Source organism: Chitinophaga sp. ARDCPP14, assembly GCF_051362515.1.
Taxonomy (GTDB): Bacteria; Bacteroidota; Bacteroidia; order Chitinophagales; family Chitinophagaceae; genus Chitinophaga.
The window spans coordinates 650,950-663,288 of the sequence record NZ_JBKIXB010000001.1; the positions used below are offsets into that span (position 1 = coordinate 650,950).

9 protein-coding genes are annotated in these 12,339 nt (G+C 46.1%); all 9 read right to left on the minus strand.

Annotated elements, in window-relative coordinates; genetic code table 11:
• Positions 1-7 precede the first annotated feature (7 nt).
• Entirely contained in the window at positions 8-835 is an 828-nt protein-coding gene (locus ACLHR0_RS02565; RefSeq protein WP_436484485.1) for a LamG-like jellyroll fold domain-containing protein, read from the minus strand.
• A gap of 17 nt (positions 836-852) precedes the next feature.
• On the minus strand, positions 853-2,337 hold the full coding sequence (locus ACLHR0_RS02570) for a RagB/SusD family nutrient uptake outer membrane protein (RefSeq protein WP_436484487.1): 1,485 nt from the start codon (positions 2,335-2,337) through the stop codon (positions 853-855).
• Between the two features lie 18 nt (positions 2,338-2,355).
• Positions 2,356-5,619, minus strand: coding sequence for a TonB-dependent receptor (locus ACLHR0_RS02575; protein ID WP_436484489.1), 3,264 nt, complete (start codon positions 5,617-5,619; stop codon positions 2,356-2,358).
• A gap of 222 nt (positions 5,620-5,841) precedes the next feature.
• The gene (locus ACLHR0_RS02580) at positions 5,842-6,918 is read right to left on the minus strand and encodes a FecR family protein (protein WP_429045237.1); all 1,077 of its coding nucleotides are present in this window, start codon (positions 6,916-6,918) and stop codon (positions 5,842-5,844) included.
• Positions 6,919-7,003: 85 nt separating this feature from the next.
• Positions 7,004-7,573 (minus strand): RNA polymerase sigma-70 factor, encoded by a 570-nt coding sequence (locus ACLHR0_RS02585; RefSeq protein ID WP_436484491.1) that lies wholly within the window; start codon positions 7,571-7,573, stop codon positions 7,004-7,006.
• Positions 7,574-8,198: 625 nt separating this feature from the next.
• Complete coding sequence (locus ACLHR0_RS02590) at positions 8,199-8,801, minus strand: hypothetical protein (protein WP_436484493.1); 603 nt, start codon at positions 8,799-8,801, stop codon at positions 8,199-8,201.
• Positions 8,798-9,697 (minus strand): RHS repeat-associated core domain-containing protein, encoded by a 900-nt coding sequence (locus tag ACLHR0_RS02595; protein ID WP_436484495.1) that lies wholly within the window; start codon positions 9,695-9,697, stop codon positions 8,798-8,800. Before ACLHR0_RS02595 ends, ACLHR0_RS02590 begins: the two co-directional genes overlap by 4 nt.
• 821 nt (positions 9,698-10,518) lie before the next feature.
• Positions 10,519-11,376: a tyrosine-type recombinase/integrase gene (locus ACLHR0_RS02600; protein ID WP_142688501.1), complete on the minus strand. Its 858-nt coding sequence runs from the start codon at positions 11,374-11,376 to the stop codon at positions 10,519-10,521.
• Entirely contained in the window at positions 11,373-12,272 is a 900-nt protein-coding gene (locus ACLHR0_RS02605) for a tyrosine-type recombinase/integrase (protein ID WP_436484498.1), read from the minus strand. Before ACLHR0_RS02605 ends, ACLHR0_RS02600 begins: the two co-directional genes overlap by 4 nt.
• Between the last annotated feature and the right edge of the window lie 67 nt (positions 12,273-12,339).

The following is a 12,339-nucleotide window of genomic DNA, read 5'->3' on the forward strand; positions in this document are numbered from 1 at the left end:
AAAAAAACTATTTACCCCGCCCTTCCAGTTTAACGAGGGCGCTGACATCCGCTTCTTCCAATGCTTTATTATAGATCCTTACTTCATCGAGACCGCCGGTGAGGTAGCTGGCCCAGTCCTGTGCGGTGGCTTCAGAAGTGAGACTGGGAACGGTCTGGAACTGTGAAGTACCAAATACCATTTTGCCGGGATTGAGGAACTGGATCGGGCCTGCCCCGCTCATCACGTGTGTGGCGATCCTTATTCCATTTACATATACCTTAAAAGAATCCACACCGTTATATGACAGGGCGAGGTTGGTCCACCTGTCCCATACATTCTGCACATCATAGTTGCCAAGCCATGCTTCGCCCTGCGCACTGGCTACGTGCATTTTCAGCACCGCCTTCGTATCGGTACTGCCATTTTCAAAAAAGATATCGATGTTGCCCCAAAAGCTTTTGGTATTGCTGAGGCTCAGCAGTCCTACAATACCTTTGGTATTCTGCGGGTTGTTTACCCATAGCGTGATCGTAAATGCTTTGAGGCCGGTGATAGCAGTTCCCGGTGTGAACAGCGCGTATGCTTTTTCTGCGCCTTTAAGGGCGCGGCCTTTGATGCCTGTTGTGAAAGAGGTACCGTTGTTGTCGCAGTTTGTTTTAGAGACGCTGTCGGTGAGGTTGTCATTAAATCCCCAGTAGGCCACCAGGTTGCCCGGCGCAATTTCAGAGGCACTGGTATAACCACCGATAGACAATGCCGGTTTATAGCTGTCGGCATCAAACTTTTTATAGCAGGACGACGTGAACAGCGTGATGGCTGCCAGCAGTGCGTATGATTGATATCTGAAGTTCATAATAGTTTTATTAGAGATTAGTAACCCGGATTTTGTGTCAGTGTTCCTGCGCTGATATCAATTTCATTCTGCGGAACAGGCCATAGCTCATTTTTCCCGGCCACGAAGCCTTTGGCGCTAAACAGGGCAGCGCCTCTTCCCTGGCGGATCACATCGAAGTAGCGATCGTTTTCCATTGCCAGTTCTACTCTTCTCTCATGCCAGATTGCATTGCGCAATGCTACTTTATCGGTAGTGGTTACATCCGGGAGAATGACGGTATTGCCGCCGCGGGCACGGGCCCTTACTGCGTTCAGCGAGCTGAGTGCCAGGGCGGTATTGCCCTGCTCATTAGCTGCTTCTGCATTCATCAGCAGCACTTCCGCGTAGCGGATTGCACGAAAGTTCTGATCGGCGCCTTCATTGTAGCCGGTTACAAACAAACGGAAAGGCACATACGCTTTCTGGTTGAACATTGGGTTATCGCCGGTAGGTGGAATGAGATCCCCCTGCGGTGTGGTTTCCCCTCTGAAAATGATGGTGGCATCTCTCCGCGGATCACCGGGTTCATACTCGCTTACGAGGCTTTGCGTAGGTACGTTGAAGCCCCATCCGCCGCCTACAACACCTTTTACGCCCTGTATTTGTGAGTACTGGGAGTTAGAGGCGTCTTTACTGTTCAGGATCAGCTGACACTGGATTTCAAAAACGGATTCTTTCGAATTTTCATTGGCGATGCGGAACAGTTGCTCATAGTTGGGATACAGGGTATAACCCAGTCCCATTACCTGGTTGGTATAGTTGAGCACATCCGGCCATTTTTTGAGATATAAAGCCACCTTTGCATGCAGGGCGAGTGCAGCGCCTTTAGTGGCACGTCCTGCATCGGAGGCGGGATATGCCGGCGGCAGCACAGCTGCAGCTTCCGTGAGGTCTTTTTCAATAGCCGCCCATACTTCTGCCTTTGGCGTTCTTGGTAAATTATACTCGCTGGCGTCAACGGGTATTTTCAGACGCAGGGGCACATCGCCAAAGGCGCGTACCAGCCGGAAATACGCATATGCACGTACGAATTTTGCTTCCGCGAGGTAGCGATTTTTCAGGGCATCGTCCATACTGATGGCAGGAATATTATCCAGTACCTGGTTACAGAAATTAATTTCCTGGTATTGCCCTTTCCAGAAATCAAGGATCTGGCCTTCTGTGGCGGTTACTGAAAAATCGTCGTACTTAGTGAGGAAGCTGGCATCGGATGCGTTACTTCCCTTTTCCGCGTCATCGGAACCCAGGCTTTCTATCGCTATCGCGGCAAATCCTAACTGTTTCCATTCCCGGAGGTTAGCATAAATGGCATTTACCGCTTTGGTGGCATCTGCTTCATTTTTCCAGAACTGCTCACTGGGTTGTTGTCCCTGTGGCGGCACATCCAGAAATGATTTTCCGCAACCTGCGATAGCCAGTACTACCGGTAATATAACACCACCGGCTAAACGTTGTATATTAAGTTGAATATTTCGTTTCATAACAAGTCTGCTTTATTATCAGAAAGTAACATTTACACCAAAATTGTAGGTTGCGTAGAGTGGGTATACGTTGTTGTCGATACCGGCTTCCCTGGGCTTACCGCCAATTTCCGGTGTGAATCCCCGGTATTGGAAGAAGTTGAACGCATTCTGTGCGTTTGCAAATACGCGCAGGTTTTTCATTCCCCATTTTTCCGTCATAGTAGCGGGGAAGTTATATCCCAGCTGGATGTTCCTGATCCTGAAGTAGCTGCCGTTTTCCACGAAGAAAGAATTGGGCAGGTAGTTATCGCGGCCGCCGATGAAAGCAGAAGGATAGGTATTGGAAGTACCTTGTCCATGCCAGCGTTTATCATAAAAATCTTTTGTGAAATTTTCATTACCAAAGCGCGCACCGAGGTTTACATTGTAAACATCTACACCTGCAACGCCCTGGAAATCGAGGGCAAGATCAAATTGTTTCCAGGTGAAGGAGGTGTTAATACCATAGCTGAAGCGAGGATTAGGGTTACCCAGCGGCACGCGGTCGTTCGCATCAATAACGCCATCGGGTACGCCTTTAGGTCCGCTTACATCCCTGTATTTAAAGTCCCCTGCTCTTGCTTTCGGTTGTGCGGAGTTCAATGCTTCCGCATCTGTCTGGAAAATTCCATCTACCATATAACCTATAAACTCACCTATGGGCCTGTCGAGCATAGTACGGGTGCTCAGTGCGCCACTGGTGAGCCCGCCGCCGCCGCCATAAATAGGATTTTTACCGGATACCACGCTTAATACTTTGTTTTCATTATAGCCGAGGTTACCTCCAACGGAGTAGGTAAAGTCTTTCTTTATCTGGCTTTTCCAGCTTACTGCAAATTCAAAACCGCGGTTCTGAAGATCGGCCTGGTTAGCGATGATAGTACCTGAATTGGTACCCACAGAACCTGGAATGTTTACATCAAAAATGGCGCGTACTGTTTTCCGGTTATAGTAACCTGCTTCCAGGTACAAGCGGTTATTAAGCATACTGGCTTCCAATCCAACATCCGTACCTACGCCTTTTTCCCAATAGGTAGTAGGCGGCACTACGGAGTTGATGCTCGCGCCGGTGTATACATTACCACCAAAAACTGCAGTGAGATAAGGATCCTGGGCTACTCTCAATACGGAGATATTGGAAGTAACAGAGGCATTGCCTATCTGGCCCCAGCTGCCACGCAGTTTCAGGTTATCGAAGAAGTGCTGTTGCTTCATAAAGCTTTCCTCGCTGATAATCCAGCCCACCCCTAAAGAAGGGAAATAACCCCAACGTTGATCGCCGTAGAACCGGGAGGCGCCGTCGGCACGCAGTGAAGCATTGAGGAGGTACCTGTTTTTAAAGGAATAGTTAATCCTTCCGAAGTAAGAAGATACCGTGTAGATGTCTCCTTCATCTGTTATTTGCCTGCCATCAGTGCTGCCCAGTTTCAGGTACATATCTCCCTCACTGTTATTCGGCACATTTGGTGCGCTGGCAGTGAGCTTATAAGTTTGATAGCGTTGCGCACCCTGGCCCAGCAGTACTCTCAGGTCGTGGTCTTTAAATTTATTCTGATAGGTCAGTGTATTTTCCACGATCCAGTTGCGGGTATCAGTATTTTCACGGGTGAGTTTACTGTTGTTGGCGCGTTGCGCAATGGTAGCCACAAACACGGGCACATAATTGCGCATCAGGTTTTCGCCATATTCGCCGCCGATGCTTGTATGAAAAGTAAAGTGTTTGGCAAACCGCAGGTCGGCATATAAACTACCTGTAACGGTTTGTTTTTTAGTGAACTGGTTGAAAAAGTCGAGGGTTGCCTGTGGGTTGAAGTTCGCGCCTTCACCGAGGTTATAATCGTTCGGATCTCCGTAAGCACCATCGGCGTAATGTACCGGCACCACCGGACCTGCACTGTACAACTGGCGCCAGATAAAGTCGGGAACGTCATTTGATTTATTGGCAGACGCAGTAATAGTATAACCAATCTTCAGGGGTTCAAATACCTGGAAGTCGTTTTGTAACCGGGCAGTGTAGCGGGTAAAGTCGTTTGTATTTACCAAACCTTGCTGGTGCAGATAACCTATGGAGAAATTATAGGTAGATTTTTCTGACCCGCCGCTTACGGACAACTGGTGATTGGTTACCATTGCATTCCGCAGGGTTTGATGGTACCAGTCGGTGCCTCTTCCAAACTGGGAAGGATCATCGAACAACGGGGCTTTATCATTACGTTCCTGCAGTTCATTTACCAGGGTGGCATACTGGCTGGCATCCGCCATTTTCACCTCGTTGGTTACTTTCTGATAGCCCACATAGCCGTTATAATTCACGACTGGTTTTCCGGATTTTCCTTTTTTAGTGGTGACGAGCACCACGCCGTTTGCTGCGCGTATCCCGTAAATAGCTTCGCTGGAAGCATCTTTCAGGATACTCATATTTTCGATATCGGCAGGGTTGAGGAAGTTGATATCATCATACCACACACCGTCTACCACATATAATGGGTTGGCGCTGCCATAGATGGTACCTGTACCACGGATCTTGATTTCCGGTGCTGCGCCGGGTTTACCCATATTGGTAATGGTTACGCCGGGCACTTTTCCCTGGAGGGCGCTTACTGCGTTATTGATAGGCTGTTTATTGATTTCTTCTCCTTTGATCTGGCTGATAGCGCCGGTAACATCTACCTTGCGTTGCACACCATAACCCACTACTACCACCTGTTCCACCATACTCACCGATTCTGCCAGGGTTACGTTGATCACAGAGCGGCTGTTGACCGGTATTTCCTGGCTGGTGAAGCCGATAAAAGACACCAGGAGCGTAGCGTTTTCCGGCACCGTAAGCGTATATGTGCCATCCGGCCCTGTAACGGTTCCGCGGGAGGTTCCCTTGATGCTGATAGTAGCGCCGGGCACCGGTGTATTGCCATCTTTACTGGTTACTTTACCGGTAATTTTGATATCCTGCAACTCCCCTGTGTTAGCCATGATGACCACCAGGTTGTTCTCTATCACTTTATATTTCAGGCCGGTATCGTTGAGTATTTCGCTCATGAGATCAGCCAGACGTGTGTTGGTCACATCCACATCCACTTTCTTCCTGATATCCTTCAATGCGTTGTTATAGAGGAACCGGTATTCGCCTTGTTTCTCAATACTACTGAGTACCTTGGCGATCTCCGTTTCTTTGAGCCGGAGGGTTATCGTTCCCTGCCCCTTCGCATTGGCAGATACCTGGAGCACACCTGCCAGCAGCAGTACGGCGGTCCAATTCATAATTAATAAGACTTTTTTGAAGGCATGGGAAGGTCGCTTCGCAGTTGTTAGCGATTTTTTCATACTTTTAGATCTAGAGGTAATAAAATGGAAGCCAGCTGTTTTTCACGATTGGCGAAGCTTCCTGTTATGCTTCAGGGGGAAATGTTGGCGCATTTCCCTTTTTAGTTACCAGCAGCTCAAGACGAATTAAATCTGTTTCCTTTTTTCATAACGGAAATATTACTGGTTAATAATAATTTCAGTACCGTGGATGGTATAATTAAATGCGGCAGTCATTTGTAATGCCTGCAACGCCTGTTGAATATTTTCCTGTGCAAATACGCCGGTGAACCGCAGCTCTTCTTTCTTTTTATCTGCAAACTGAATAGTTACCCCATACCAGCGTTCCATGCGGGCGGCCAGCGATGCAAATGACTCATCACGGAATACGAGTTTATTTTCCATCCAGGAAGTTTCTACAATGGCATCTTCTTTTTCAGCATAGTAAGTAAGATGTTTTACCGCCATCACCGGATCATTGGTTTTTACCGTGTGTAAAGAGTCATCTGATACCAGGATTTTCTCTGTGGGTTTCAGGATGATCCGTTCACCGGGGCGGCTGGCGAGGGAAGCTTCAATGCTGCCCTGCAGCAGTGTGGCTTCTGTCATTTTATCTCCCGGATAAGCCTTCAGGTTAAACCGGGTACCCAATACTCTCACATCCATGCGGGCAGTATGGATAATAAAAGGATAATCTGCGTTTTTAGCGATATCAAAAAAAGCTTCGCCGCTAAGGTTTACTTCGCGGTTGCTGTTGCCAAAATCTTTGCTGTAGGTAAGTTTACTGCCGGCGTTGAGCCATACATGTGAGCCATCGGGCAATTGTATAGAAGTGCGGGAACCGTTGCGGGTGGATACTTCGCTGATGGCCGGTGCATGTACCGCTTTTCCCGCAGGCCACCACCAGGTGGCTGCTGCAATGAGGATGCCGGCAACTGCAGCGGCAGCCAGGTAACGCAGCCATGGACTTCTTGTCCGGGTTTCCAGCTGGAAAATGGCAGACTGTTGTTCTTCTGCAGATAAACCAATAGCTATCCCCTTCTCCTGCATACGGCCAATAAGACGGGTATGCGCGTCCTCTCCTTCTGCCCTGTCGGCCGGATCAGGCGTGGTTTTCCAGATATCTGTAATGGCTTCCACGGGAAAGTGAAGATCAGGGTAGGCACGCAATAAACCTTCCAGCTCCTGCAGTTCTTCTGCAGATGCTTCTCCGGCCAGTTTTCTGCCAATCAATTCCCATACGCGCTTATTATTCATAACGTTTCGATAGCTACTCTGTATATAGGTACCATTTGAAATCAATATCTACTAAAGGAAACAAAAATATTTTCCGGGCGGGGTATCAGCGGGAGGATTTCTTCAACTGCACATTCAATACCCTGGCTATTTTAGCGAGGGCAACGGCCAGCTGGTTATCAATGGTTTTAACGGATACATTCAGGATTTCTGCTATCTCTTTATATTTCAGGCCATCTTCACGGATCAGCTTAAAAATGATCTTGCAACGGGGCGGCAGTCCTTCGATGGCGGCCTCAATGCGCGAGAGCATCTCTGCCGTCAGCAGCATTTGCTCCGGGTTCTGGTGCGGGCTTGCCAGCTCTACAGATAATTCATCAATGGTAATCGCAGACTGCTTCCTTTGTTTGAGCAGGTATTTCAGCGAGGTGTTTTTTACGCTTACATAAAGGTATACCTGCAGGTTATTCACATTTTCCAGCTGCTGGCGGCGCTCCCACAGGCTGATGAACACATCGGATACTACTTCTTCGGCTGTTTCGGCAGACTTCACAAAAGAGGTGGCAAACTTCAGCAGCGGCTTATAGAAGCGCAGGAACAGTTCCCTATACGCCACTTCGTCGTCGTATGAGCTGATACGACGCTGCCATTCCTTTATTTCGTTTGCGTGGAACATAAAGTGAAAGTGATTAGCTGCTTCTATGGACAAAGTAAAGAAAAAAAACAATGCGGCGCGGGGCAAATGGGGGCATAAAAAGGTTTTTGCGTTTATGCAAGTAGACAATAAGGAACTGATTTTTAAATTTACGAGGGCTGATACCGGGAACTGTTGAAAAAGTTTTACCAGAAAGAAATAGGGTTTTACTATATTTAAGTACTTGTTTTCCTATTTTTTGCTAGCTGATTTTTTTTAGATATGCGTCCCTATAAATTGTCTTCTTTCCTGATACATTTCAAAGAAAGGAAACCAGCTATAGAAAGTTGAATAAGAAAATAATTCCTTTTACTGTTAAATCATCATGAAAGCAATAGGATTTACTATTCTCATTGTTATTTTCTCATCCTCCAGCTGTGCTTCACAGAACTTTATAGCCAATCAAAAAAAACAAAACAAAATTGTGAAGAAAACAAAGCGGGCCGACTCTTCTCCATCACCGATATTGACCTAGGTCAATATCGGTAATTGGCTGAGCTCTGCTTTATTTCAATACCACCAAATCAAAAGGCGCCTTCCGGTCAGAAGACGCCCTCATAAAACTTTTATTCTTTATTCAGACTTTATGTATATCGCCTTCAATCTTCTATCGTGCAATAATCGCAGCAATCACACTGCTTTGTGCGAGTGTATTTTCAACGAAGAACATTGAATGTAAAGGTGTTGTGGACCTAAAATCTGTAACAACAATATCGCAGAAATTTCGCCCTTCGTTAATTGGCACTTTTATGTCTGAGCGAATAAGATCATTAATTCTAAAGTGCTCGATACTCTCTTTGAGCTTAATCCATTTCCCTCTATTGTAGTCATAAACTATAATTTTAGTTTCATTCTCATGATAATAGATTAGATAGTTCATTAGGCTTATCCTTTCTCCACTCTTCTTCACTTCAATAACCGCCCAGTCCTTATCCTTCCAATCAAAATCAGGGCTGATCTGTTCTAAAAAAAGCCACCTTAAAGATTCGTTATTAATACTGCCAGGCTTAATTTTCCAAATATCAGACATTGCATCAAGCTTACTTTGATATAAATTCCTCTCTTGGTCATTATTAGCTGATCTTGTTGTCATATCCAAAGCTGCAAGACTGGTCTTATTCCAATGATAAAATAAGTTATAAATATTTGGCTCTTGCATATTGTTAAAGACCCCTAATATAAATAAGTAAAAATTGAATAAAATAATCATAATAGTGATTTTTTTCTAATCGGACTTAATTTCAGATCAAACTTATACTCCAATGGCTTGAGCTTCGGAGGAATTGGATAAAATGGCTGCATCCTTGGTTTAGCGCCCTGCTCTCCCCGAATCCTTGAGTCCTTTTGCCTGGTTTTTACTTCTTCTCTAGACATAGGTAAATTTATTGGCAAATTAGCATTATCAGGATCAATTATCTTAGGCATTTCCGACGGATCATGTTGTCCATTTTTATTATTCTCGGCATGTATCAACTCATGAGCGAGTCCCACCTGAGGAGGTCTACCCGTTGTTCCATCTTCATTAAGTATTCTCCCTCCATTGTCTTCCGGGTTAAAACGCACTATAGATCCAGACCCTACTTTAGGATCTACAGCACCTTTAGAATCCGTCGGGTCTGTTTCATTTGATTCATCACCTTTCCCTTCAGAAATAGTCGTAATATGTTTGGATGCAATTAGCCCACTAACTAAGGCAGTTCCTTCTGGTTTTGTGCCATCACCAGCATTTGTTTCTTCTACTTTTCCATCTTCCCTCATTACCAAAGTTGCACTTGTCAGCTTTTGTAGGCTAGCTAGCGCCTTGTCCTTAAAATCCTTATCTCCTTTCAAAATGATATCTTCGGGTCCCATTCCATCCGGATCAATAAACCTTATCGGATTATCAAAAGCATAATTATATGGTGAGTGTCGACGCATCTTATCTGCTAAAGGATCTAACACGTGCCATCTTCCTATCTGTATATCATACATCCTTGCTCCATAATCATATAACTCCAACCCGAAGCCATCTCCAAACTCCCTACTCTGCAACTCCATCCCGTTATATTTCATTCGATTTTCCGGATAATTCACTCCTTTCAACGCATTGGAACTAATCCCCGCCATCGTCAACCCAAACGGATAATAATAGCGTCTCCTCCAATACCGGTCTCAAAGAACTCCTACCGCCTAAAAATAACGGATTTTATTTTTTCATATGAAAGAAAAAAATCTGATCGGTCATAAAACGCGGTCACCGTCCGGGGATGGATAATGTGTTACTGCTGCTGGTTTTATATTCTCATGTTGATCATAGATTTATCGTTCAGCCTATATTCTGCTGTCCCCCACATCATCCATCCCCGGACGGAAGCGCGATTGTACAAAAGCTGATCAGGGTACTACTGCTGATGTTCACGCAGCTTATTCTTCCGCCGCCGGGCCAGCGGTATAACGCTGATGGCTATATTCTGTCGCCCTAACAAAACGGTCTTCCGCCCCACACCGCCATTCCCCCCTGGCCGCTGCGGCGGCAGCCAGAGCGCAGGCCCTGAAGCGCAGCGGAAGGGCCTAGCGAGGGCGAGCCGCAGCAGGCCGCGCCTTCGTCCTTTATCTCGCCGGGAGCGCCAGCGGACGGCAAAATCAAAAATGGAAGGCCAGGGGGGATAGCGGGGGGCGGACAAAAATGGACAGCGAAGGGATGGCGGGCATTAAGGCAACCACGATTAAAAACAGCCCTTAGCCAGACCGGGAGCTGGACGAACGGAGGGCGAGGGAGCGCAAAAAGCGTGACAGGCCACAGCGCAGCCCCTGGAGCGCAGCGCAAGGGGCAAGCGTAGGACTGGCGCGCCTTTTTGCCGACTAAGCCCGCAGTGAGACCGCTTTTCCTTCAACATAAAGGCTTTATAATAACGGGTAGGGATATATCATTTTAGATAGAACCCGCACTATTTCAACGGATGGTACCGTTGCAAGGCATTTTGAAGATCATCCATGTTGCTGAGTTTATAACGCTGCGTACTACTCACATACCGGTGACCAGCCATATACTGCACCTGTCGCAGGTTGTATTGTTTTAACCAATTTGTTATTACACTGCTCCTGATCTGCTTTGCATCGATCACTTTAGCATTAAGCTGCCGTAACTGCCGCATCATACCACCCACCTGATTTACGATGTTATTAGCACTCGCTTTGCGTTTCTTATTTTCCTGTAGCAACGGACCGGTTTTAAACTTATTAGCTTTTATATAGGCTTGTAGTTCCAGCACCTGCGTAGCTTCCAGCCTTAGCCACCTTTCATTACTATGACTGCTGCCACTAATAAAAACCTTACCTTCCTTTAGGTAAATATCCGTTACATATAGCCGTTTCAGTTCCTCCACCGTTACTCCCTGATGGATTATCAGACCTAACATAATTTTCTTTGAGGCATCTACCAGTAATTGCAACCTGTAACATTCATATAGATGGATCATTTCATCATGGCTTAACAGGCTATTAGGCAACCGCCGGATAATGCCTTTCATAAACAAGCCTGTAGCGGGGTTATCGGTACGTTTACTTTCCGCCACCAGGTAATTAAAGTAATGTCGCACCGGGCATAAGATAGCATTTATCAGGGCTTTACTTTTATTCATGGATTGCAGATGACGGATAAAATCCAGCAGTTCCGTATAACTGATAACATCAGCTGATAACTGCTCCTGTTGTAACCACTCTGTAAGGTAGGCCAGGTACTTGTTGTAAGTGCTGATGGTAGAGCCACTGTGCCCCTTCTGCTTTAGATAATCAGTGAACATCATAGCATATCATTTACAAGGTGAGTATAAATCTGTGTGCTGTCTAATACCTCATGTCCTAAAAAATCCTGTATCTGTTCAAGGCTCATACCTGATTGTAACAAGTGGGTGGCTATGCTGTGCCGCAGCGTATGTGTGCCTATATTTTTGATTAATCCGGCCTTTTTAGCCAGTCCCTTAATACGTACATATAAACTCTGCTTCGTGAGCCCTCTGCCCTTATTTGCGCCTATAAACAGCATTTGTGAAGATGTTTGCAACAACTGAGGGCGGCCATGTTCTATGTATAACCGCAACTGTTCGTAACTGCCACCAGCCATAGGTACATACCTTTCCTTGTACCCCTTACCTTTACGTACATACAATAACCGACGATCTGTAACAACATCGCCTACCTCAAGACCGGCTCCCTCATTCAGTCGCAGCCCACAACCATAGAACACCGCCAGTATAGCTTGGTCACGCAGACCTAACACACTATCATCTGTAGCCTCATATAGTTGCTGGATTTCCTGCACGGTTAACCATACAGGTTTATTTCTGCTATCCTCCAACCATTCCAGATTAAAGCCTATCCCGCTTTTACTGGTTTCACGCAGGTAACGGCTAAACAGTTGTAAAGCCTGCACGTACTTATTAATATGTCCTGCACTATATCCACGGCCAGTACGGATACCGGTTTGCATTTTCAGGTGATCTATATAGCTGGTGGCATCGGCTGCCATTAGCTGCTGCAGCCCCATCTTACCGCGCTGCTCCTGATAATACAGGAACCCACCTACATAACGCGGCAGGTTATATACGCTACACTCCGCATAATTAACCGTTTCAAGCCACTGCTTAAAGCCTGCACATAGTAATACATGCTCATTACTGTGCAGTACGTACACTGTTTCCATAAACAATAAATTTTAATAATAAGGGAGGGACTAACGGGGTAAAAGAGAAGATAAAAATTACTACTAT

Excerpts from the sequence above, each read along its gene's own strand:
- ACLHR0_RS02565 (WP_436484485.1), bottom strand. The coding sequence starts at position 835 with ATGAACTTCAGATATCAATCATACGCACTGCTGGCAGCCATCACGCTG.
- ACLHR0_RS02570 (WP_436484487.1), bottom strand. The coding sequence starts at position 2,337 with ATGAAACGAAATATTCAACTTAATATACAACGTTTAGCCGGTGGTGTT.
- ACLHR0_RS02575 (WP_436484489.1), bottom strand. The coding sequence starts at position 5,619 with ATGAATTGGACCGCCGTACTGCTGCTGGCAGGTGTGCTCCAGGTATCT.
- ACLHR0_RS02580 (WP_429045237.1), bottom strand. The coding sequence starts at position 6,918 with ATGAATAATAAGCGCGTATGGGAATTGATTGGCAGAAAACTGGCCGGA.
- ACLHR0_RS02585 (WP_436484491.1), bottom strand. The coding sequence starts at position 7,573 with ATGTTCCACGCAAACGAAATAAAGGAATGGCAGCGTCGTATCAGCTCA.
- ACLHR0_RS02590 (WP_436484493.1), bottom strand. The coding sequence starts at position 8,801 with ATGATTATTTTATTCAATTTTTACTTATTTATATTAGGGGTCTTTAAC.
- ACLHR0_RS02595 (WP_436484495.1), bottom strand. The coding sequence starts at position 9,697 with ATGGCGGGGATTAGTTCCAATGCGTTGAAAGGAGTGAATTATCCGGAA.
- ACLHR0_RS02600 (WP_142688501.1), bottom strand. The coding sequence starts at position 11,376 with ATGATGTTCACTGATTATCTAAAGCAGAAGGGGCACAGTGGCTCTACC.
- ACLHR0_RS02605 (WP_436484498.1), bottom strand. The coding sequence starts at position 12,272 with ATGGAAACAGTGTACGTACTGCACAGTAATGAGCATGTATTACTATGT.